Here is a 23,011-nt window from a genome sequence, read left to right as displayed (position 1 = left end):
CTTCCTACATCCGTGTCCTGAATAAACAGGGCTTATAGGCAAAAGTCAGCTAATAAGCCATTAACTGTGCTTCCAGAAATTAGTTTTTCAGAGTAAAACAACAAAATCGATTACAAACAAACTATTTTTTAAAATAAAGCTTATTATAAGAAAGTGTTATTATCAATATGGCTTATATTAAATTTGGGGTGTAAAATAAAACTTACACAGGGAGGAAGTAATGGTAATAAAAAAGCTCATTCTGCTCTTTGTAGTTCTGTCAGTGTTAGTGTTTGGCTACCTTAACTGGTGGGGAGGAGATCAGGAGCAAGAAGAAGCTGTGAGGGATTCCGGCGGGTCAGGCGGCGGCACTCCAGAAGGAACACAGCTGCCTGTAGAGGTGCAGACGCCAGAAGAGACAATAACGTCAGAAGAAATGGAAACACTGGTGGAAACGGAAACATTCGAGGAAGCGGAGACACCGCAAGAAACAGAAGCTGCTGAAGAGGAAAGAACACCTGGCGAAACATTAACTCCGGGTACAGGGGACGGAATTGAAGAGGAGCAAACCGAATACATGACTGGCGAAGAGGGAGAAGCCGGAATAATTCAGCCTGCGGAAAACGAGTCACAAACGTACCTTGTAAGGCTTAAGAATTATCTTTTTATTCCTTCCGAGCTGGAGGTAAATGTAGGGGACTCGGTTGTATGGAGAAATTTCGATGAATCCGGTGTTTTTACTCTGAGTAGCAAGGAAGGGCTTTTTGAGGATGAAAGACTCGGATATGGAAATACCCTGAACTACACATTCACTGAAAACGGAAGCTACAGCTTCAGTGCAAACGGGTATCCGAACATGCAGATGACCATCACGGTAAAATAATATCACAAAGTATAGCAATTTTAGATGATCTGTAGAACTATAGTGGAAGGGACAACAAAGATTTCAGTTCCGATCCCGCCTCCAGATGCAAATTTCCCTCCCTCGGCTGCGCCGGTGTTCTATAACCCGGAGATGGAGCTGAACCGTGATATCAATGTTGCAGCAACTGCAGCATTTGTGGAGAGGCTTCTTTCGAGAAAAAACATACAGAGAGAGGAGATCCGCTACGTAGATGCCTTTTCTGCATCAGGAATCCGGGGGCTCAGGATCGCAGGGGAGGTTGGAATACATGCGACTATGAATGACTGGAGCCCTGAAGCCTTTGAACTGATAAAGGAAAATATAAAAATTAACGGGCTTGAGGAAAAAACTCAGGCTACACGCAAGAACGCAAATGTCCTGCTTCATGAGCAGAAATTCCATATCGTGGATGTTGACCCATTCGGGACTCCTGCGCCTTACCTTGATGCAACCGCAACTTCGGCGCAGAGCATGCTTTCAGTTACTGCAACGGATACTGCCCCCCTCTGTGGAGCTCACCTGAACTCGGGAATCAGAAAGTATGCAGCCGTACCCCTTAACACAGAATATCACAGCGAGATGGGCTTAAGGGTCCTGCTAGGAGCCTGCGCAAGAGAACTTGCAAAACATGAAAAAGGGATGTTGCCCCTACTTTCCCATGTCACGCGGCATTATGTCCGCAGTTACCTTGAAGTTCTTCCCGGGGCTAAACATGTTGACAGGACCCTGAAATCCATGGGGTTCAGTATTCATTGCCCCAGATGTGGGTTCAGAGGACCTGTATATGGGCTTGCCGTCCATATTGACCGGGAATGCCCTGCCTGTGGAGCCCTGATAAAGATTGCAGGACCTTTGTGGCTTGGGCCTTTTAGAGAGCCTGAATTCTGCAATGAGGTAATTTCTGAGCTTGAAACGCGTCCCCTAAACACGAAAGATAAAGCAAAAAAAATAATTACATTCTGCAGGGACGAAATCAACATTCCCATGTTCTATGACCAGCACGTAATCTGCAAGGAACTCAGGGCTTCTGCAACAGGTATTGAGATTCTGATAGAGGCCCTTAAAGCCAGCGGGTTTGAAGCTTCAAGGACTCATTTCAGCGGGACCTCATTCAGAACAGATGCTCCCGTAGCTGAAATAAAGAAAATAATTCTGGCGCTTTCAGGATGAAGAGAATATTCCTATGGAAACCAGAGGTAGAAAACTGTTCAGATATTATATAAACTATTAAAGAATAATAAACGCCTGAGCTCAGATTCGGAAATAATCCGCAATAAAAACTCAATGTGATATCATGTCCGACGAAGATGCAGAAAAGTTGTTTTTGCAGGAAAAACCCACTCTTGCACTGCTATTTATAGGTTTGATGGGAAAAACCTATGCCTCGATTATTTCAAAAGAGATAGACTCAACATTTGCCCATACTACGAGAATCCTTTCGAAAATGAAACAGTCCGGACTTATAAGATTCACATTTGAAGGACGGATAAAATTTGTTGAACTTACGGAATACGGAAAGGAAGTAGAAAATGCCCTTAAAGAGTTCCGGAATATAATTGCAGATGGGTATCCTTCAAGAGAAGGAAGCCTGAAAACAGGAGAAAATGGGCCAGGGAAAAAAGACAGAGACAGTGAAGAAACGGAAGGTAAAGAGGTCGAAGAACAGGAAGAAGAAACCGAACGTGAGATGAAAAAAGAGCTTGACCTTCTAAGTGTTGAAATCCTTGAAAAAGTCCGGAATCTCAGAAATAAAATAGAGAGTATCCACAGAGAAGCAGTTGAGAAAGGGCAGAGTAAGGAAATGATTTCTAGAAAACTTGGCCCTTACAGCCGGGATGTCAAAAAACTGCATAGCCAGATTGAAATGGCTGAAACACCTGTTGACGAAACAGTAGTTTCAGCTCTGGAAGAAACCGAAAAGCTCCTTGAATCTTACCTGAAGAGCCCGAAACCGGAAAATACTTAATACGGCAGGCACAGGTAGAAAAAGAATAAAGTGGCAGGAAGAAAATGAAAAAAGTTGTAACCCTCCAGCATATTTATGGAAAAAACCGGGAAAGAATGACTGAACTCCTGAAAGGCCTGGTTGAGAACGAATTGAAAGACCTCGAGGTAAAGGTCGAGGTTTCTATTACCCCGGAAAACTGGGCAGAGTTTTCCCTTGAGGGAGAAGATGATGAGGTGTCAGCAAATCTCCTGACATCCAGATACGGAAGCCCTGCAGAAAAAGCCGTGCCCGGAAAGGTGTACCTGGGTTTCCTTCAGGCTTTTACAGAAGACGCTTTTATGGTTAACATAGGCATTCCTGTGCGCGTTGAAACTGAGGAACTTAAAGCCCTGGGCAGTGGAAAGCCAAAGCAGCTTGCATCAAGATTCGGCCTGATCCCTCATCTGCCAGTTGAAGTTGAGGTATTTGAGGCAAACAAAAAAATAAAAGCCCGCTTCACCAAAAAACAGCTTGACCTCTGGTGGGGCTGGAAAAAAGCAAGCACTGATAGAGTTGTCGTTAATGCTGCTACCCGCTCGGAAATTAAAAACGCAATAAAAAGGACTGGGCATGGCAGGGATATTTACGAAATCGAGCGCCTTGGGCTGCTTGAGCATGCAGTCGTGTGCCGCGAAAAAACAGATGGACCCGGAATCGTGTCAGCAATAGGGCCTCGCCTGAAATCCGAAATGGGAGTCGTAATAGGAGATTCTCGTTAATATTTATGTAAAACTGTGAATTTAAAAAAATAATTCATATTGTAATTTCAAAAAGACAGCGCATGTGCCCGGTCCCATAACACTCGGTTTCCAGGACGCCGCACTCTTTACCCAGTTTTTCTTTAAGGATTCCTTCAAGGATGCCTTCTCTGAAGGCACAGAAGGGTTTACCTATTGCCGGCATGACCCTGGCCTTGAAGTCATCTTCAACCTGAAGAGCAAGAGAATCCCCCATGAGCACCGAGACCCGGCAGTCTCCATGAAATTCCATAAAACCTGCAATCTCATTAAACAGGTCTTCAGAAGTACTTGATTCAAAATTAACAGAGAGATGCTTCCCGATATCAATTCCAATCATCCTGACAACAGGGGCATTATCAAGCCCGTATGCTTCAAAACCAAATAGTATCGCATGAAAGAGGGCTTCCATAAAGTGGAACTTGTCGTTTCCATTTGCAGCAATGTTTTCCAGCAGGCTCCTGTAATGCCCGATAAAAGGCTCAAGAGAGCAGCCCAGATATTGGGAATTCAGGGAATAAATCTTCTTGCGTCGGTCTTCAGGGTCAGAAATTTCTTCAACAAGCTTGCATGATCTAAGATTATTAAGATGAACTGAAATGGTTGATTTGGCTTTTGCCGTATATTTTACAATTTCGTCAAACGCTTTTGGCTCTTCCCTGAGCAAATTCAAGATCTGGAGTTTAACAGGGCTGTCTACGGCTATGAGCCCTCTTTCAGTAAAAAAGAATTCAGTTTTAGTCTCAGGTTTTGCCATAATATCTTTAGATAAGTTGTATTTTTAATATATAAAACGTTCGCGTGATTACGAATAATCCAACTTAAAATATAATAATGCAAACATAAAAAGAACCGAAAGAAAGAGGAAGAGGAAGGCAGACGAAAGCAAAGTAAAATGAAACAAAGTAAAATGATAAAGTAAAGTGAAACAAAGTAAAATGATAAAGTAAAGTGAAACAAAGTAAAGATAAACTAAAAATATAACTCCAACCAAAAGGCATAGGAAGAAAATAGGAAGAAAAGGGTACCTGGAAGAAAATAGGAAGAAAAAGGTACCTGGAAGAAAATGTCAGGATTTTTTCAAAAAACTTACTCCAGAAAAAGAAGGAAAAAAATGCCAGTTAGATTACATAACAATTTTTGAAAAAGCAACGGGGAAAACACATGGGATTATTCGCAAGGATGGAAACAGTATTCAAATCAAAGATGAACAGAGTGCTTAACAAAATGGAAGACCCTAGAGAAACGCTTGATTATTCCTATGAAAAACAACTGGAACTGCTGCAGAATGTAAAAAGAGGCGTTGCAGAAGTAACAACCTCTAAAAAGCGCCTTCAGCTTCAGAGGGCAAAACTGATTCAGAGTAATGAGAAGCTTGAGAAGCAGGCAAGAGAGGCAGTTGCCGCTGACCGGGAAGACCTCGCAAGAATGGCTCTTGAGAGAAAAGCAGCCATCCGGCAGCAGATCGATGGGATTGACAGGGAAATTATGGAGCTCGAAAAACAGGAAGAAAAGCTCATAGCTTCGGAAAAGCGACTTTCTACAAAGGTCGAGATCTTCAGGACAAAGAAAGAATCCATTAAAGCCCAGTACTCCGCAGCTGAAGCCCAGGTGAAGATAAACGAGTCAGTCACAGGGATCAGCGAAGAGATGGCAGATGTGGGACTTGCCCTTGAGAGGGCTGAAAATAAGACCGATGAAATGAAAGCTCGTGCCGAGGCAATTGACGAGCTTATGGAGGCCGGCGCACTCGAAGACCTCACGAGCGGCAAAGACGACATCGAGCGTGAACTTGCAAAAATCAGTACTCAGAGCAGTGTAGAATCCGAGCTTGCAAAGCTTAAAGCCGAAGCTGGAAAGGAACCTGAAAAAACGAAAATAGGGGAAGAAAACAAAGCCCCGGAAGAAAGAAAGGAGGTATGAAAATGATAATCAGGATCATGGGAGAGGGCCAGTACCGGGCGCCTGAAGCCCTCTGCGATGAATTAAACAAAATAGATAACAAAATTGTAGCCCTTGTTGCGGAAGGAAAAGCTGAGGGATTCAGAAAAGAACTTGTGAAACTAATTTCTGATATTAAGGAGAAAGCTGAAGCACTTGGCGCGGAAGAAATTCTGGAATCCGATATCATTGTACCCCCGGAAGACCTGAGCTTTGAAGAAGCAAAATCCGTATTTACAGGTTCGGGGATTTTTGAGGATTAAAGAGCTTTAAAGAACTAAAAAACTTAAAAAAGCTACAAGTTACAGAAAAATAGGGTCAGGAATTTCTATCCAACAAGAAGCCTGATTTTGAGCAGGCACCTTTCTTTAACCTTAGATACACTCATCCCTGACCCTTCAAAAAAGTAGTTGACCGGATATCATGAGCAGCACCAGGATCATCCCGATGAATACTGGATGCTGTTCTGGCAAATTGGCGATCATATCGGTGAAAATAACTGGTAGTTTTTGAGGATCTTCATTACCTGACAATCATTACAGGGACTTTTGAGTGCCTGAGAACATTCTCTGCAACACTGCCGATAAGGAATCTCTGGACTCCGGTCGCACCCTGTGTGCCCATTACTATCAAATCAATATTGCTTTCCTCTGCATATTCAAGGATTTTTTCAGCCGGGATGCCTTTCAGGTACATAGGCTCCACTTTAACTCCGGCTTCTTTTCCAAGCTTTTCTACATAGGCAGTTGCATCCCCTCCCTTATTTGCAAGATATTCTTCAAATGCCCCGGTCCAGCCCATAACTGTCCGTGCAGTTCCGGCGTGCTCGGTAGAAACAACATACAGGGCACATACTTCAGCCCCTGTTGCCTTCGCAATGTCTATTCCATAAGCAACTGCTTTTTCGGCTTTTTCCGAACCATCCGTTGCAATCAGGATTTTTTTGAAAAAATTATCACTCATTTAATTTACCCCTTTTAGATTATAGTTAAAAATATGCAGGTATTACTATTAAAATTTCATCCTGAATGGAACAGCCAGTAAAAATAAATTTTTGAGAAAAAACGCATATGAAATTCTTCAGATTTCAGATTTAGAAGTTCAGATATATCCAAATGTGCCTTATTTCAGGTTATTTCCCTGATTTATTCCCTGAATTTAAGTGTAAATTTTGTTCCTTTTTCTCTTTCAAGGCTTATACTCCCCCCGATCTGGTTCACAAGAGCATTTACAAGCTGCAAACCAAGAGATTCCGTGTTTCTGATATTCAGTTCTTCAGGGAAACCTTTCCCGTTATCTGCAAAAACAAGAGTAAATTGTTCATGCAAATTCTGACCTTCATCGGGAATCTTAAGAATAAGGGGTTTACCTGAGCTTGCTTTTTCGTTTACTGTGTCTCCGGTTCCTTCTTCGAAAAGTTCAACATTTATTTCCCCTCCTTTTCCCTGGGGAAAAGCATATTTGATGGCGTTGGTGAAAAGTTCGTTGATTATAATGCCCAGAGAAACTGCAGTGTCAACACCGAGAAAAACTTTTTTCATATTAAGGTTTACCCTGATAGCTGAACTCCCGGTACTGTATGAACGGCAGAGATCAGCTATTAATTTGCGGAGATAAGACGAGAAATCAAGAATGTCAAGATTTCCGGATTCATAGAGTTCTTCGTGTATAAGCGACATTGAAACAATCCGACTTTCACTTTCCTTGAAAGCCTCGATGACTTTTCTGTCACTGAACTGTTCAGCCTGCAGGTCAAGCAGAGAAGAAACTATTTGCAGGTTATTTTTGATCCTGTGATTGATCTCTTTTTTCCGGAGCTGCTCAGCCCTTGCAAGAGCTTCTTCTGCAACCTTCCTTTCAGTAATGTCAATGACCACCCCCTGAAAATGAGTGGCGTGACCTTCTGCATCCCTCTGGATGAAAGTCCTCTCATCGACCCAGCGCGATTCCCCTTCTCTTGTACAGATCCGGTATTCCATCCTGAAACTCTCTAATTTGTTTTCTACGCAGCGGTCAAGCTCTTCCTGGACATTTTTTAGATCCTCCTTATAGACAATATCGCCGTAATGTATTCTTCCGGAGGTGAAGTCTTCGACCTCATACCCGAACTGGGAGACATTTTCAGACACGAAATCTGCAGGCCATTTATTCTCGTTTCGCCATAAAAATACGACTGCAGGACTGTTATTGATGACAATCCAGAGCGCTTTCTGGACTTCAAGGGCTATTTTCAATGCTTCTTCGCTTTCCCTGAACATACCGCAGATGCAAGGCATCATCCCGAACTCTTCTGGAACTCCTGGACCTTTTTTTCTTTTGTAGATGGCGGTAAGCTCTTTTGGAATTACTTCTTCCAGCTCATGCATCGAATACCCTGAGGTATTTCTATCTGGAGAGTGGGCAACTTTCCCGGCTAAAAGCTCACTGAGGTCCTGAAAAGTCTGGCTTACATCTCTAAAATAAGCAGGGTTCGGAATCTCCTCAAGCAGGGATTCTAAAAAATGTATCCTGTCCTGAAGTTCGGAATCAATCCTTTTACACTTCAGAATTTTACGTACCAGAGACAGGACATACCTCAAAAAACGTACCTCTTCAGGGGCAAACTCATCCGGCATGGTTCTGTAAAGTGTTACACCTATACCGATATTTCCCTGCATTCTTATAAAGACACTGATTCCACCAGCAAGCTCATTTAACTTATCAGGCTGTCTAAAACATCCGATTTCCTGAATAGAAAGCTGATTTTCCGGAAGGTCAATGCAGTCGTGAGAAAACTTGTAAATTCTGCAGAATTCGGCTTTGAGAGCAGAAGCTGCCATTTCTGCAGTCCGGTCCATCAGAGCTTCAGGAAATGCTTCTTGCTGCTTTTCCTGCTTAAATAGTGTTTTCTTTCTTGCTATCATGGGTGGAAGGTCCATTCCATGGATATGCACATATCCGCTTTCCACCGGTTTAAAAGTGAGTAAGTATTCTTTTTTATCCCCTTTTACTTCAATGTTTAAAGCTTCTTTTTTCCTAATCGCTTTCCGGACAAGAGAATGAATTTGCAAAGGAAGTTTTTGCCCAGTTTCGATTCTCCAGATCTTCAGTAAAGGGACTGAGGCTTCGTTTGCGTAAAGTAGAATTCCATCAGTTCCAGCCTTCATTGCGGGATAAGGACTTGTAGAAAGGAGATAACGCATCCACTGAAGCTCACTCTTCCCACTTTTTACTGTAGTAACAACTATTCCAACGCCCCCCATTTACTATAAATTTACATATTATTGTGCATAGATATTGATCAATCTGCATAAAAAAGATTTCAGGTAAGAGATTTTTATTAATAAAGTGATAAATTCAATTCCCGAAAAAGAGAAAAAGTATTAAGAGAAAAAGTATTTAGTCTCATGGTGGGAAAATAGGATGGATACTTGGAAACTCTCTTTTTTCCTTCAAATACCTCAAATTTAAATGGCATAATAGAATTATTTTTATGGGCTGTATCTGATCTTTAATTGGAAATGAAAACTTGCAGAAGATAAATTTTTGATAGAAAATAAGGTTTTGATAAAACTCAGGTGATAAAACTTGTCAAAAAAACAGGTAATAATACTATTACTTCTCACAGCCGCCCTTCTCGCTTCAGGTTGTATGGGTGAAGAAGGAACAAAACTATCAATTTCGGGCAATGATACCGAAATAAATATCAACCTCCCCGAGCAAACCGAAGGCAACTGGTGCCCTGTAGATTCTCAGGTCCAGGTTAAAAATCCCACAACCGGAAAAGCCCTAAATATGACAATTGCCGGCACCGAAGAGTTTGAAAACAAAACCCTTTGCAGAGCCATGATAGAAACCGGAAGCGATGAAAACACCACCAGATACGAGTACATGTGGTCACAGGACAAAAACACCACGATCTGGACAAAGTACGGCGAGGACGGAAACATATCAATAAGATATATCTACGCGGATGGAAAAAAGACAATCATTAATGGAGCGGGAAGAAAGTTTGAGTTCGGGATAAAGGCATAAATGTAAAGAATCTATTTGAGAACTGTAATAACTAATCAAAACAGAACAAAACAATATTGTAATAAAAAAAAGTGGGTTGCCTGAATGTTGCCAGAAACGGTCGTTTCCATCTTTTTCATCCGAGTCCTCCCAGATCCGCCTCTTGATATGGTAGGTAGCTGGATTGCTTTCTTGAAACCGCTGTTCCCTTGTTATTTTCCGACACCCGCTTGAAACCAGTTTTCAGATTGCAAGAGGGTGGTGTGAATGTTGACCAGAAGCCTTGTGAGCTCCCTTGTTTGTTTCGACACCGGTGCTGGGCGGCAAGAATGTTTTCCAGAAACCCCTGGTGAGCTTCCTTGTTGGTTTCTAACACCCATGCCTTCTTTCTCGGGGTTTCAGACTTCGAGGTCTGCCCCAAGGACTCTCGCTTCGACAGATCCTTTTTCTGGGCTCGGCCTTCCGATTACGGTTCCGAGCAAAACGATCCAGCCCACAGGAAATAGTATCAGCAGAAGGCTATAAGCGGCAATCACTGTTACTATCGATTTTCCGGCAAGCTTTTTCAGAGTTTCCATTGGTACTCCACCCCTGGCGTGGTTGTCTTTTTTATAGTTTGCGTCGTTTCGATAGGTGGGCAATTTTTACCCAGTCTTACCCAATGTCTTCGATATTGTGCGTAATACACAATTGCATACAATATTATACAAGTCCTGATTTATATAGATTTTCCAAAAATAATATTATGGTATGTATATATTTATTACCGATTAACAATGATAGACCACAAGGACAGTTTTTCATGTTTTTTAATATTCTTTCATATATGTACCTGAAATTAGCATATTCCCCCAAATATCGTCATATTTAAATGTTTCCATTAGGCCCCCAGGTTGCCGCATATATCCTTTTTCCTGAAAAATTATTTTTCCTGAAACCTTTAAACGCTATGTCGCCCTAACCGTTAAGTATCCATGAAAGGCAATTCTGATGAGATCAAATCAAAAAATGTATATGATGTTGATAAAAAAACTAAAAGAGACAGAAAGAACATGCCAGATAATTTTACTGACAGTACGGATAACAAGGACTCCGGTTCTTCTCACCAGAGCTTCGAAAACCGGGCAAACGTTGTTATAGTTAGATATGGGGAACTTGCTCTTAAAAGCACAGGCGTTCGGAACTGGTATGAGAAAATTCTCATGAAGAATATTGCTGCAATGCTGGACTCAAGGAGCATTCCATATTCCCTGATAAGGAGAGAATGGGGAAGGATATTTATTGAGACAACAGATCCACGTGCAGCAGGGGTGGCAGCAGACGTTTTTGGGGTTGTTTCAACTTCACCTGCATTAATAACAGAACCAGACCTTGAGAGTGCAGCCAGGAACTGTGCACTTCTTGGAACAGATCTTATTCGGAAAGGAGAGTCTTTTGCTATCCGGGCTAGAAGAAGTGGAAACCATTCTTTTTCTTCAGCGGATCTGGGGAGAAACTGTGGAGATGCTGTCTGGAACGCCCTTGAAAAAGAAGGAATAAATCCCAGTGTTAACCTGAGCTCTCCTGATAAGGAAATTTTTGTCGAGATGAGGCAGAATCTGGCTTATATTTACCTGGAGACGGTTAAAGGAGTGGGAGGGCTTCCCCTCGGCACGCAGGGCAGTATGGTAGTGCTGATGTCAGGTGGCATCGATTCTCCTGTTGCTGCATGGCTGATGATGAAGCGCGGTGTAATGATTATCCCTGTTTACTGTAATAACTCTCCTTACGCAGAAGATGCGGCGAAAGAACGCGCTTTTGACTGTATCCGCCAGCTCCAGGCATGGGCTCCAGGGCACCAGTTTACAACTTATGAACTTCCTCACGGTCCAAATCTGGGGGTTTTTATCGAAACATGTGACCGAAAAAACACATGCCTACTCTGCAAACGTATGATGTACAGGGAAGCCTACGAAGTTATGAAAAAAGAAGGTGCAAGTGGGATTATTACTGGATCTTCCCTCGGACAGGTAGCCTCCCAGACTGCGGCCAACATGTATGCCGAAATTTATCAGCTTGCTATCCCGGTTTATCACCCTTTAATCGCCTTTGACAAAAGCGAGATTGTGGATATTGCCCGTAGAATTGGAACTTATGATATATCTACAAGGCCAGCTGGGGGTTGCGCTGCAGTTCCGGAGCATCCTGAAGTAAAGGCAAATTATGACCTCATAGTTCTTGAGGAAAAAAAGCTTGGTATCGAGACTATGGTGAGCGATGCTTTGAAAGCTTCAAAAGTCCTCAAACTCTGATTAGAGCCCGGGCTTTACAATGGGGAATTTTAGCGTTATAGCTGAAAACTCCCTCATATTTATGAGTATATAAACTTTCAAATTGTATCCTGTTTTATAATATACATGGCAAATTATATAAAATTGAAATGGTTTATATAAGATTTCTTTCTTTTAATATTCTGGGCGTTATACTTCCAATGGAGTTCATCATCCAATCTCCAGTTCAATCCACAGGTTCAATCCACAATCACAATTTTGAGAATGTAGTTAACGCCCTTTTTTCTTAACAGGAATAAATTAGCCCACACTTACACACTTTTTTATTAGTGAGTCACAACTTCCTCTAATACGAACTAATTTAAAAAATTATTTATTCCTACTCCTGCTAATCTATTCTATGAATGGTTTTTCTCGCTCAGATCCAAAAACCCCCGGAATACGGACAATCTTACTTTTATTTACTATCACAAGTTTCCTGCTGATGACTGCAGGTTCACTGTATATCGATATTTTCCCTGATAATCCGGAAACAGGTGAGTTTCTTGTAAACACCGCAGGACCTGTATTCTGGTTTTTCTGCGGCATCTGGATCCTTTTTAATATAGTCACTATCCTGAACTCCAGGCGCTAGAAATCTCTGAAATTATTTAAGCAAGCTGCCTCAATCCCCACCAAGTCTCCGTTAAACATGTCTCCGTTAAACATGTCTCCGTTAAACATGTCTCCGTTAAACATAATATCCATCAAAACAAGATCAGGATTTGTAAGTTCTGTTATTCTTATTGCCTCTTCTCCCAAAATAGCAATAATGGAAACAGTATAACCATATTATTTTACCTGTTTCTAATGTTCAGAGCCGCTATATTCTGATCTTCAACGACCAGAATCTTTGCTTTATACGTTATTTCCCCCTGTTTTTTATCTTCTTATTTTCCAATATATTCTGAATAATTAACCAGTTGACCCCATGTTTTTATCGGGTAAGAACAGTAGTGTACTTATCAGAAAATATATTGAATTTTTGGGAAACGAGTATCCGTTTTAACCGGATAAAGGCTTTATTTAAGATTTATTGAAGAGTTTTATCCATCATTACTGGAACTCTCAATATCTTTTTTTTTGGTTCTGTGTTTATGGAGCGCCATCTCAATATTGCTATGCAGGTCCTCTTCTTTGAAAGGCTTGGAAATATATCCTGCCGGTTCTGTCATTTTAGCCCTTTCAAGGGATTCATCGTCAGTATAAGCTGTCAGATACAGGACCGGAATTTTAAGGCGGGCTTTTATTTCACGAGCAGCTTCTATTCCATCCATGTCTCCTTTCAACATGATATCCATCAAAACAAGATCCGCATTCGTCAGCTCTGCTTTTCTGATTGCTTCCTCTCCTGTAGATGCAGTACCGGGTACAGTATAACCCAGGTTTTTGAGTTTGTTTCTTATGTTCAGAGCGACGATGTTCTGGTCTTCAACAACCAGAATTTTTGCCTTTTTCATTGTATCTCCCCTTTGATACTGGATACATTTTCAGATGACTGGCAGGACTCCTTAAACCATATCTTGAACTTAGTTCCCGAATTGTTTTCAAGTTCGATCGTGCCCTCCAGTTGCTCGACAAGTATATTTACCAGCTGGAGACCCAGGGAGCTCGTGTTCTTGAAATCAACATTTTCCGGAAAACCCAACCCATTGTCCGAAACTACCAGTGTGTACTGGATATTATTATCAACTGAACTCTTAGCTCCAGTATTATTAATGATATTACTTATACTTTTATTCTCATTATTTTCATCTGTTCTGCAGAGTTTTATGCAAACTTCACCTTTCCGACCTGATGGAAACCCGTGTTTCAGAGAATTGGATACAAGCTCATTGATAATAATCCCTAGAGGAACTGCAGTATCCATTCCCAGGAAAATCTCTTCAATATCGAGCTGCATATTGACATCCCCTTTTCTGACAGTGTATGGGTGGAACAGGTCCGTTGTCAGTTTCTGAAGGTAAGCTGAAAAATCCAGAGCCTCGTTATTTCTTGACCTGTACAGCTCCTCATGAATTATTGCCATTGTAGCAACACGGTTCTGGCTCTCACGGAAAGCTTCAAGAACTTCCATGTCGCTAAACTTCTCTGCCTGAAGTTCAAGGAGGCTTGAGATTACCTGCAGGTTATTCTTAATCCGGTGATGTATTTCCTTTTTACGGATTTCTTCCATTTTTGTAAGAGATTCTTCAGCTTCTTTTTGTCTGCTAATATCATAGACCGTCCCCTGTATAATTATCTTCTTGCCTGCAGGATCGGAAACGTTCTGGAGAATCTCACGGACCCACCTTAATTTTCCATCCCTGTGCCTTATCCGGTACTCGTGCTCTATAAAGAGTGAGGGGTCATCTGCCAACCTCCCTCTATTATCAAAAAGCTTTTCTTGGTCTGCAGGATGAACAAGCTGGTACCAGTCAACTTTTCCGGAAATAAAGTCCTCTCTCCTATATCCTGAGATTTCTTCTATATTTCCATCTATGAGAATCAGGGTGAAGTCAGGTCCCATTTGGAAAGCAATTCCTCTGAAGTTTTCCATGAAGGACCTGTAGCGCACTTCACTTTCGTGCAGTTTTTCTGAAGCCAGTTTAATACCGGTTATATCTTTCATTACCCCGAAAGCTTTTCGAACACTCCCATTTTCATCTCTCAAATAGATTCCGCTGTCTTCCACATGGATATAGTTTCCATCTTTCTTCCTGAATCTGTACTCAATACGGAACTTATTCTCGGTTTTCTGGAATCTCCTGAATTCACCTAGGGCTCTTTTCCTATCTTCAGGATGAATATGGTTAGCCCACGAAACATTGCCGAATTTATTAAATTCTTCTACCGTATATCCCGTGACATCCCGAATAGCTCCTGCCCATTTGACAACATTTTCCTTGAGGTCATGTTCAAACACTATCTGCCCAGTCTGCTCAGCAGCAATCCTGTATATCTCCTCACCTTTCCTGATAATTTTTTCAGCTTCTTTGCGCGAGGTAATATCCAGCATTACGCCCACAATTCCGGCAACTTCTCCAGAAATGTCCTCGTAAGTAGCTTTATGGAACAGGAAGTCTCTAATTACACCATCAGCACAGATAACCCTGGTCTCGGAGTAATGGCTTCCCCCGTTATCGAGAAGTTCCCTGTCATGTTTAAAATAGATCTCAGCTAGCTCATTTGGAATTCTTTTCTTAAACTCAGAGGATGAGCCCCCTATGACCATCTCCTTTGGAAGCCCCATGATTTGCCTGGCAAAACTCTCGTTACAGTTTACATAAATCTCATTCAGGTCCTTCTGGAATACAGGGCTTGGAATGCTGTCAAGAAGGGTCTCAAGAAATTGTACATTGTTCAGAAGGGTTTTTTCAATCCTCTTTCTTTCCATTACTTCCTGTGCAAGTTTTTCGTTTGCTTCTATATACTCAAGGGTCCTTAGCTCAACAAGTTTATCCAGTCTCTCATGTAAGGATCTGAGTTTTTCTTCATCCCACTTCCTGTAACTTATATCAAACCCATAAATGTCTATATACCCATCTTCCGAATAAGGATAAAGCTTTAGAGCACACAAAACTTTCCCTACATTGATTTCAAGGGTTTCAGGCTGTTTCTGTGAAAGAATCTTTCTTATACTGTGTTTCAGTGATTGAGGAAGTTCCTCTCCTTCTTTTATACCCCAATGCTCAAGAAGAAAGCAGGCTGCTCTATTGGCAAAAAGAACTTTCCCAGTCATTTCTACCCTTAGGACAGGGTTTGGGTTCTCCAAAGGATGGAGCTCTATTATTTTTTCGTGCGGCACCATTGAGTTTTCCCGTCCTAATTCTCTAGCCTCTTTTTTCTTCTCGGGCAAGCTGTTACTTTTAATAACTTCCAGTCCCCCATTTTTCACTTTTTGCCTTAGTCTCTTAGATCTCAGAGCAAAAATCATATTTTTGCTTAAAAACAGGGTTAAAAATAGCCTTTTGCGGATATTCTCATTTTTCCGCTATTTGATCCCTTCAATCCAGCACATCGGAATTTTATTGTAAAAAATATATGCGATTTGTTATGTATCCATTATTTAAAAAGCATATGATGTGTAACCGGATTTTGTAGAGTTGAGATATGGATATTATTAAACCGGGTATTTTGCAGATCTCGTTTTCTGGCAAAAACTTAAACGAGCTTTTCAGAGAATGAGTAGTTGAATGAGTAGTTGAATGAGTAACTGGATGAGTAACTGGATGAGTAACTGGATGAGTAGTTGAATGAGTAACTGGATGAGTAACTGGATGAGTAACTGGATGAGTAACTGGATGAGTAACTGGATGAGTAACTGAATGAGTAGTTGAATGAGTAGTTGAATGAGTAACTGGATGAGTAACTGGATGAGTAACTGAATGAGTAACTGGATGAGTAACTGGATGAGTAACTGAATAAGTAATTATCTGTATGTTTCTCCTTCTGCTGGAGATGAGCATCGAGAAGGAAAAGCACAGGAAAATAGTATGAAGAAAAATATGGGTGTAAAATATCATAAATAAAGAAATTTAACTGGAAACTTCTCCCTTAAAAAATATTGAATTTGATAGTTGACCAGGGCGAGCTTCAGCTCTCCCTGGCCATCTGAGGGGGTTATTTTAGCGTGGAACACCACACTAATATTTAAAAAGAGTTATTTGTATATAATTCTTTGCAATTTTCATACAGTTAGCCACCAAGTGCAAATCACAATCAATATCAAGGAAGCAACATACTTTATAAAAAAGAGAACATTTTTTAGTCATCGGGAAAAAAAATTAAAAATCTAAGCTGAACAAATTAATGGATATTTGATATTATTACAGGAAACCCAAAAATGATGTTTTCGGGTTTCTACTCTTGAATATAGTTCCATGAAGTTTGTGAACCTTTATACTTTAAAACAGTGATTACATTCAAAGATGCTATAACAAGCAGGTTCCTGCTTTGAGGAAGTATACCCTGGGCTCTGGATTTTATAGGAAGAAGCGTAAAACCCATAAAATCTTAATTTCATGGGATATAATCGTCAACTTTAATACATTTTTCAATTGTTGGTTCCGCTAAAATATTTTTCGTATCAAGTTAATTTAATAGTAGTATCAAGTTAATTTAATAGTAGTATCAAGTTAATTTAATAGTAGATACTGTCACCACAACCCAAAATGTGAAAACCAAGCATGTGAAAACCAAGCATGTGAAAACCAAGTTGAGGGAGTTGGATAACAGGGTATCGTATACCTGAAGGGTCGGGAACATTAAACCAGAAAAAACCGGAAGCTCTAAGCATCTCAAGTAATCTCACGACCATATATTCCATTTCACCTGTGGTATGCGGGGTAGAGCCTGTATGACTTGTCCTCAGTAGAGGGAAGGATGACTCAGGAAGCCGCTAAGTTTTTAGCTTAGGGGTAGTTCACAGAACTTGTATGAAGGTATATAAAAAAAGTAAATGAGGTTTTCCGAAAAGCAAGCCTTGGAAAAATTTACATTTCTTGCAGCCAGCATTTCGGAGTACTTCTTAAAATAATTTTAATTCATTAACTGTATACCAGTTGAAGTTTTGGCACCTGATTTTCGTTTCCGCAGTCACTGCTATAAAATGCAATATAGTTATTGCTCTCTGTGCGGGCTTTTATCAGAAATCCCGTGTTTTCATACTTTCCACTGGTGTACTCTTTTACCAGATCGGTTACATTAAGCTCGTAATATTTGTTGTCAGGAATATCACTTCCCTTAAAGGTTAGTATGGCATAAGGACTGTTACCCTGCAAAACACCGTTTTTATCATACCAGTCTCCTCCGGGATTTTTCCATGAAACATCTTTGTCCTTTTTATTCCAGCTTACGTAATCTGAATTCCAGGCTGAAGCAGGCCTGTAAACCTCAATCACAGTATCTTCAGGTCTTGTTTTTCCTGCAGGATAATACCAGTAGAGAGAAAGAGCCGCATTACTAACTTCGGCAGAACCGGTATACTCGCTAAGGTTTAACCACATTATATCCCTGTATCTGACACTGTTCATCCCACCTGCATCAATAAAAGGTGAAACCTTGTAAACTACATCAGGAGACTTTTCACGTAGACGATTATCCGTTGCACTAGTAACAGTTGCATTTACAGTCACTACAGGTACAGTCACTGAAGATGCTTTCTTTGTTATGCTAAGCTTTGGCTCTTGATCTTCGTTTCCGCAGTCACTGCTATAAAATGCAATATAGTTATTGCTCTCTGTGCGGGCTTTTATCAGAAATCCCGTGTTTTCATACTTGCCATTGATATACTCTTTTACGAGCTCGGTTACGTCCAGTTCGTAGTAATTATTGTCAGGAAGGGTACTGCCTTTGAGAGTTATTGTAGCATATGGGGTGTTACCCTGAGAAACACCATTTTTATCATACCAGTCTCCTCCGGGATTTTTCCATGAAACATCTTTGTCCTTTTTATTCCAGCTTACGTAATCTGAATTCCAGGCTGAAGCTGGCCTGTAAACCTCAATTACAGTATCTTCAGGTCTTGAGTTTTCTGCAGGATAATACCAGTAAAGAGAAAGAGTCGCATTATCAACTGGGAAGTCGCTGGTATATTTACTCAGGTCAAACCACATTATATCCCTGTATCTGACACTGTTCATCCCACCGACGTCAATATAGGGTGAACTCTGATAGACTACATCAGGAGACTTTTCACGTAGACGGTTGTCAGATACTTCTATTTCGGAAATTACAGGTTCCTCAGAATCTTCGGGTGGTTTTACATGAACAATCCCTGTTACGGTATTGCTGCCTGCCGCATTACTTGCTGTAAGTATCACTGTATAATTTCCTGCTGTTGAATAGGTATGAGTTGGGCTTTTCTCTGTTGAACTTGTCCCGTCTCCGAAATTCCAGTTCCATGCTGTGGGTGAACCTGTGCTGCTGTCAGTAAAAGTCACATCAAGGGGTGCATTTCCGGAAATTGGAGACGCAGAAAAAGCAGCAACCGGAACTTTGGATACCTGGGCATCGAATATCTGGTTTCCGCTAACTGAAGCATCCTGGATGTTTTTGATTGTGATCTCTGAACCTGGACTGGAGGAATATACATTTATTAAGTTATTATTTTGTATTTTGACCTCGCTGTTTGTGTAAGAATTTCCGTCGAGATATATTCCTTCTTCTCTAATATTTTCAAAAGTATTATCAGAGATTTTTAAATTTACTCCGTCTATAAGGAACTGCTGATATACTCCTTTATTCAAGAGATTGCTAAAAGTGTTCCCAGTAATCACTATATTCCTGAAACTTCCCTGATATGGGAAATGAATTCCGTATATTCCGCTGTTTTGATAATTATTCCTAATTATAAGCGTGTCATCGATTCCATTTCCTCCCCTATACATCTCACCTGCAATACCATTAAACGTGTTATTTTCGCAAATGTGTACTCCGTCACTTACTGCGCCGCGTTTAAATATTCCTCCATATCCGCCAAAAACTTCATTGTCAGAAAAAATAGATTGTTGTGTACCATCTGAAAATGCTACAAAATATGGGAGTTGTGGGTATATCTTATTTCCAGTTACGACAAAATTAATAGTTAGAGCATGAGCATCAATAACCCAGGAACCACGTATTTTTGCCCCAATCAGAGTGTTATTGGAGATAAAAACGTCTCGATTTAAAGATTTGCGTTCAGCTGAATTGGCTGTTATAGCATGCCTGCAATTCTCTATGTGATTATTTTCAATATTGACAAAAGCCGTACCGCTAGCTACATTTACACCATATCCACTTCCCGGAAGAAGTGAATTGTAAATCTCATTATTATTAACATTAACATTAAAACAGGAATATAGACAAACAGCACCAAATCCACTATTATTGAACCAGGAATTAGTGACAGAGCTATCCTTGCAGTATTGCATAACTAGTCCATGATGTGACATTGCTGCACCTGTATCCTCCATCCTTATATTATTTACATGGATTTCAACAGGTCTATATACTTCGAACTGTACGGTTTCGGACAGGCTATAATCTCTAAGAAGTGGTTGATTTAAAGTGACGATGTTTCCATTTACACTTTTAACAGCATATATTTCCCCTGTCATTTGATCAGGATAATTGTCAGGATAATCTAAAGGACACCACTGAACATTTTTCCAGATCTTAATCAAGTCGTTCTGGCGAACCTGGGAAGCGTCAGTTAAAACCACCTGGAATGAATCCTTATTAGCGTCAGCAGATAGTTTTCCACTTGTGATTAATGACCCACAGAAATAAAGCTCGTTATATTCTTTTTCAGGAGTTTGAATGTAAAGAGTTACATTTCCTTCGCCTATTATGTTCAGATTTTTATTTTTTTGATAAATCCCTTTTGTGATATAATAGTCCCCTGCGCAGATAGTTATTGTATCCCCACTTTTTGAACTATCAAGTGCTGCTTGAATGCAAGCTGCATCATTTGCATAATTAGGTGTATGAAAAAGACCTGGTCCAGCTTGTCCAGTTTCTTTGTCAATTACGATATTTGCTGCCAAAGCCGCAGGGCTACTTAACAAAAAACAAAAGAGAGTAAGAGTAAGTATTTTTATGAGGGTTTTTAATTTTTTCATCAGAGATCCCCCTGGACACATTTAACTCAAAGCCTTACGATAACAATTTTTGAAGGGCTCTGAGACGATTTGAATAAGTTAATTTAAAGAAGTTTATACTTCCACCAGAATTAACTTTATTATTATTGTTTAACTGATATTAACTTTACTACATTATTTTAATAGTAGCGATATCCAGGCTCTCTGATATGATTATTGTAATAAGTCATGAAGAAAAGAAAAAACCCAATACGATGCACGTCGGGATGGGTATAAAACAACCCAAAAGGGTAGCCAGGGGGCAGATAGAAAAAGACATTGTGAGTGTTCTGTCAACAAAAAAATATTCTAATGAAAGAACTTAAATTATTTAAAACGCATATGAAATTCTTCGAATAACAGGCACAAAGAAATGAAAGTACTTTTTTTTCCTTACCTTTTTTACCTATCAACCTCATCATTCTCTTGGGCAGTAAGGTTGTACTTATTTTGGTTCTTTGAAGCCGTGATAAAACTAACCAGTGAATTGCCATCGAAGGCTCAAATGTGACTTTGATCACGGATGCTAAATTGGCCTTTGAGGCAATTCTACTGCCCAAATTAATTTGGTGATCTAATTTGGTGATCTAAATTGGTTGAAGTCATTAACAAAGCTTGTGGTTTAGACATTCACAAACTCTTTTTCATTGCTACAATCCTCAGTAGATCTGGTGAAAAACAGCAACAATATTTCTCTAGAACCCCTGACGAAATTTTAGCTTTTAAAAACTGGGTTATATCAGATAAATGTGACGTTGTTGCCTGTGAATCAACGAGTGACTTTTGGGTTCCGATTTATGATGCGTTGATAAAACATCTACCTGTTATAGTTGGAAATGCCCGAGATATGAAGGCGTTTACACACAAAAAAACAGATAAGATCGATTCCGAATTCATCGCACAACTTGCATTGAATAATATGATTCAACCATCAAGAGTTTTCCCAAAAAACCATAGAACATTTCGTTCATGTATCCGGCTTCGCCATAACCTTGTACAAAAAAGAACAGATATAAAAAATGAAGCTCACGCCATACTCGCACCTGAAATGTTTAATCTGAAGAATGTGCTAACAGATATTTTTGGTAAGAGTGGTAGAGCAATTCTATCAGGAATTTGTTCAGGTAAAAGCGTTGACCAGATTATAGCAAGCCTTTCCCCAAATGTTCGTAAAAAAAGTGATCAGATAAGGGAAACTCTGGACAGAGAAATCTCTCAAGGTGCTGCATTCAGGCTTCAGATCTGTCTGGATATCATAAAGCATCTTGACAATGAAATCAAAATTTTGGAAAAAGAAATATTCAATTATGCTTATAAAAATCATAAGCAAGAAATGGAAATTTTAATGTCTGTTCCAGGAATAGGAGAACTTGGAGCGGCAACTCTTATTGCTGAAATAGGCGATTTCAAAGATTTTTCTTCAGGGGATAAGTTTGCTTCATGGCTTGGCATAGTTCCGAATGTGTACCAATCAGCGGATAAATACCATAACGGAAGAATCACTAAGAGAGGATCTAAGGAAGCAAGGTGGATTCTAACACAGATTGCTCAGGCAGCAGCAAGAACAAAAAATAGCAGGTTAAAAGAGTTTTTCAACAGAAAAAAGAAGTCGATTGGGCATTCAAAGGCAATTATTGCCCTGGCAAGAAAAATTGCAACAATTATATGGCATCTGATCACAAACGAGGAGATGTATGAAGATGAAACTGGATATAAAAAGGGGGAAATTCAAAAGAGAAAGATAGTGGAGACTGAGATATTCTCAGTTGATGAAAGGATCAAAATAATGAGTGAAATATATGTAATTGCGAGAAATGAAGAAAGAGAGAGTACGTGAGGAAGATCTCCTCATATACTTTCATGCTAAATAAGATCTGTAATTTTTGGTAGGTGAAGACGTTGATGAGAGCTTTCTGACTTTGTGCCCTATGTCAGAGAAAAACATGAATAACATTCAAGTTCCTGGCGCGCTTCAACTGCACAATAGTGGGTTGGGAAATGTGGCGAACAACTTGGGGGAGGGAACGAACGACTCTGCTGCAAGCTCAACGAGCTGCTTTCCTATTGCATTAAATCCGTGGGGGATGATAAATGAACACAGCCGGAGACGTCCAGAAATGGCTGACATTCGGATTAAGCGCAGAGCAGGAGGATCGCTTCCGAAAGACAAACTTTGGTGCAGACGTCACCCAGGCTCGGATTTTCATTTTTTTGATCATCCTGCCCCTGATAGCCCTTGCAGCCAATGACTATGGTTTTTTTGGTATCTCACCGATATTCTATGGGCTTTTTGCGCTTAGATTTGTTATTGTTGCATACACTATCCTATTCCTCAAAAACCTTCGAAGACTTCCGAACTACCACTCTTACGACCGGGCTGAATTCGTTTGGGCTCTCATTTTTGCGTTCACCCACATCACATTGAACGCGACACGACCTGCTGACTTCGTCGCCCATACCATCACCATAGTTCTCACTATTTTTGTCATGGTTCTCGCCATTCCAAATAGGTTCACCAACCAGCTTATTCTGTCCCTGGTGTACACCATCGGGGAGAC

Annotated in this window: 18 protein-coding genes; 9 read left to right on the top strand and 9 right to left on the bottom strand. The window is 40.4% G+C overall.

From position 1 onward, the window contains the following. Nucleotides 1–220 precede the first annotated feature (220 nt). From MSWH1_RS07345 to MSWH1_RS07330, 4 genes are all read left to right on the top strand, one after another. Nucleotides 221–862 carry a cell surface lipoprotein gene (locus MSWH1_RS07345; protein WP_048127377.1) on the top strand — a complete coding sequence of 214 codons (642 nt, stop codon included), beginning with the start codon at nucleotides 221–223 and terminating at the stop codon, nucleotides 860–862. A gap of 24 nt (nucleotides 863–886) precedes the next feature. Then, nucleotides 887–2,053, top strand: coding sequence for a tRNA (guanine(10)-N(2))-dimethyltransferase (locus tag MSWH1_RS07340; protein WP_048127371.1), 1,167 nt, complete (start codon nucleotides 887–889; stop codon nucleotides 2,051–2,053). A 124-nt stretch (nucleotides 2,054–2,177) separates the two neighbouring features. After that, nucleotides 2,178–2,849, top strand: coding sequence for a hypothetical protein (locus tag MSWH1_RS07335; protein WP_048127369.1), 672 nt, complete (start codon nucleotides 2,178–2,180; stop codon nucleotides 2,847–2,849). A 44-nt stretch (nucleotides 2,850–2,893) separates the two neighbouring features. Continuing rightward, entirely contained in the window at nucleotides 2,894–3,589 is a 696-nt protein-coding gene (locus MSWH1_RS07330) for a DUF2110 family protein (RefSeq protein WP_048127367.1), read from the top strand. 34 nt (nucleotides 3,590–3,623) lie between these two features. Here the strand turns inward: MSWH1_RS07330 and MSWH1_RS07325 are convergent, their stop codons facing one another. Continuing rightward, entirely contained in the window at nucleotides 3,624–4,364 is a 741-nt protein-coding gene (locus tag MSWH1_RS07325; protein WP_048127365.1) for a V4R domain-containing protein, read from the bottom strand. Between the two features lie 407 nt (nucleotides 4,365–4,771). On the opposite strand from MSWH1_RS07325, the gene MSWH1_RS07320 reads away from it, so the two are divergent. Further along, a complete protein-coding gene (locus MSWH1_RS07320) occupies nucleotides 4,772–5,530 on the top strand; it encodes a PspA/IM30 family protein (RefSeq protein ID WP_048127363.1) in 759 nt (252 codons plus the stop codon). 2 nt (nucleotides 5,531–5,532) lie between these two features. After that, nucleotides 5,533–5,811, top strand: a complete 279-nt coding sequence (locus MSWH1_RS07315; RefSeq protein ID WP_048127361.1) for a hypothetical protein — start codon at nucleotides 5,533–5,535, stop codon at nucleotides 5,809–5,811. A 259-nt stretch (nucleotides 5,812–6,070) separates the two neighbouring features. Here the strand turns inward: MSWH1_RS07315 and MSWH1_RS07310 are convergent, their stop codons facing one another. Further along, entirely contained in the window at nucleotides 6,071–6,511 is a 441-nt protein-coding gene (locus tag MSWH1_RS07310) for a universal stress protein (RefSeq protein ID WP_048127359.1), read from the bottom strand. Between the two features lie 182 nt (nucleotides 6,512–6,693). Further along, entirely contained in the window at nucleotides 6,694–8,790 is a 2,097-nt protein-coding gene (locus MSWH1_RS17460) for a histidine kinase dimerization/phosphoacceptor domain -containing protein (protein WP_052722767.1), read from the bottom strand. A 325-nt stretch (nucleotides 8,791–9,115) separates the two neighbouring features. On the opposite strand from MSWH1_RS17460, the gene MSWH1_RS07300 reads away from it, so the two are divergent. Further along, nucleotides 9,116–9,562 (top strand): hypothetical protein, encoded by a 447-nt coding sequence (locus tag MSWH1_RS07300; RefSeq protein ID WP_048127358.1) that lies wholly within the window; start codon nucleotides 9,116–9,118, stop codon nucleotides 9,560–9,562. Between the two features lie 377 nt (nucleotides 9,563–9,939). Here the strand turns inward: MSWH1_RS07300 and MSWH1_RS07290 are convergent, their stop codons facing one another. Continuing rightward, entirely contained in the window at nucleotides 9,940–10,182 is a 243-nt protein-coding gene (locus MSWH1_RS07290) for a hypothetical protein (RefSeq protein WP_197074624.1), read from the bottom strand. Between the two features lie 411 nt (nucleotides 10,183–10,593). Here MSWH1_RS07290 and thiI point away from each other — a divergent pair, with 411 nt between their 5' ends. Then, the gene (gene thiI, locus MSWH1_RS07285; protein WP_048130293.1) at nucleotides 10,594–11,832 is read left to right on the top strand and encodes a tRNA uracil 4-sulfurtransferase ThiI; all 1,239 of its coding nucleotides are present in this window, start codon (nucleotides 10,594–10,596) and stop codon (nucleotides 11,830–11,832) included. A 372-nt stretch (nucleotides 11,833–12,204) separates the two neighbouring features. Here the strand turns inward: thiI and MSWH1_RS18950 are convergent, their stop codons facing one another. The 5 genes from MSWH1_RS18950 to MSWH1_RS18040 form a co-directional block, all read right to left on the bottom strand. Continuing rightward, nucleotides 12,205–12,423: a hypothetical protein gene (locus MSWH1_RS18950; protein WP_156148102.1), complete on the bottom strand. Its 219-nt coding sequence runs from the start codon at nucleotides 12,421–12,423 to the stop codon at nucleotides 12,205–12,207. Nucleotides 12,424–12,441: 18 nt separating this feature from the next. Beyond that, the gene (locus MSWH1_RS19970) at nucleotides 12,442–12,612 is read right to left on the bottom strand and encodes a hypothetical protein (RefSeq protein WP_231591927.1); all 171 of its coding nucleotides are present in this window, start codon (nucleotides 12,610–12,612) and stop codon (nucleotides 12,442–12,444) included. A gap of 284 nt (nucleotides 12,613–12,896) precedes the next feature. Next, complete coding sequence (locus tag MSWH1_RS07275) at nucleotides 12,897–13,310, bottom strand: response regulator (protein WP_048127351.1); 414 nt, start codon at nucleotides 13,308–13,310, stop codon at nucleotides 12,897–12,899. Continuing rightward, nucleotides 13,307–15,727: a PAS domain-containing protein gene (locus tag MSWH1_RS07270; protein ID WP_231591925.1), complete on the bottom strand. Its 2,421-nt coding sequence runs from the start codon at nucleotides 15,725–15,727 to the stop codon at nucleotides 13,307–13,309. The genes MSWH1_RS07275 and MSWH1_RS07270 overlap by 4 nt, the downstream gene beginning before the upstream one ends. A gap of 1,651 nt (nucleotides 15,728–17,378) precedes the next feature. After that, nucleotides 17,379–20,435, bottom strand: coding sequence for a disaggregatase related repeat-containing protein (locus MSWH1_RS18040; protein ID WP_082088058.1), 3,057 nt, complete (start codon nucleotides 20,433–20,435; stop codon nucleotides 17,379–17,381). A gap of 610 nt (nucleotides 20,436–21,045) precedes the next feature. Here MSWH1_RS18040 and MSWH1_RS07260 point away from each other — a divergent pair. After that, on the top strand, nucleotides 21,046–22,290 hold the full coding sequence (locus MSWH1_RS07260) for an IS110 family transposase (RefSeq protein ID WP_048127349.1): 1,245 nt from the start codon (nucleotides 21,046–21,048) through the stop codon (nucleotides 22,288–22,290). Nucleotides 22,291–23,011: the final 721 nt, after the last annotated feature.

This window comes from Methanosarcina sp. WH1 (genome assembly GCF_000970005.1).
Lineage (GTDB): Archaea > Halobacteriota > Methanosarcinia > Methanosarcinales > Methanosarcinaceae > Methanosarcina.
Note: the sequence above shows the minus strand (reverse complement) of the source record. Positions and strands in the feature narration are given on the sequence as shown.

Bases quoted from the DNA above. Each gene is read 5' to 3' on its own strand.
- MSWH1_RS07345 (WP_048127377.1), top strand. From the start codon at position 221: ATGGTAATAAAAAAGCTCATTCTGCTCTTTGTAGTTCTGTCAGTGTTA.
- MSWH1_RS07340 (WP_048127371.1), top strand. From the start codon at position 887: ATGATCTGTAGAACTATAGTGGAAGGGACAACAAAGATTTCAGTTCCG.
- MSWH1_RS07335 (WP_048127369.1), top strand. From the start codon at position 2,178: ATGTCCGACGAAGATGCAGAAAAGTTGTTTTTGCAGGAAAAACCCACT.
- MSWH1_RS07330 (WP_048127367.1), top strand. From the start codon at position 2,894: ATGAAAAAAGTTGTAACCCTCCAGCATATTTATGGAAAAAACCGGGAA.
- MSWH1_RS07325 (WP_048127365.1), bottom strand. From the start codon at position 4,364: ATGGCAAAACCTGAGACTAAAACTGAATTCTTTTTTACTGAAAGAGGG.
- MSWH1_RS07320 (WP_048127363.1), top strand. From the start codon at position 4,772: ATGGGATTATTCGCAAGGATGGAAACAGTATTCAAATCAAAGATGAAC.
- MSWH1_RS07315 (WP_048127361.1), top strand. From the start codon at position 5,533: ATGATAATCAGGATCATGGGAGAGGGCCAGTACCGGGCGCCTGAAGCC.
- MSWH1_RS07310 (WP_048127359.1), bottom strand. From the start codon at position 6,511: ATGAGTGATAATTTTTTCAAAAAAATCCTGATTGCAACGGATGGTTCG.
- MSWH1_RS17460 (WP_052722767.1), bottom strand. From the start codon at position 8,790: ATGGGGGGCGTTGGAATAGTTGTTACTACAGTAAAAAGTGGGAAGAGT.
- thiI (WP_048130293.1), top strand. From the start codon at position 10,594: ATGCCAGATAATTTTACTGACAGTACGGATAACAAGGACTCCGGTTCT.
- MSWH1_RS07275 (WP_048127351.1), bottom strand. From the start codon at position 13,310: ATGAAAAAGGCAAAAATTCTGGTTGTTGAAGACCAGAACATCGTCGCT.
- MSWH1_RS18040 (WP_082088058.1), bottom strand. From the start codon at position 20,435: ATGAAAAAATTAAAAACCCTCATAAAAATACTTACTCTTACTCTCTTT.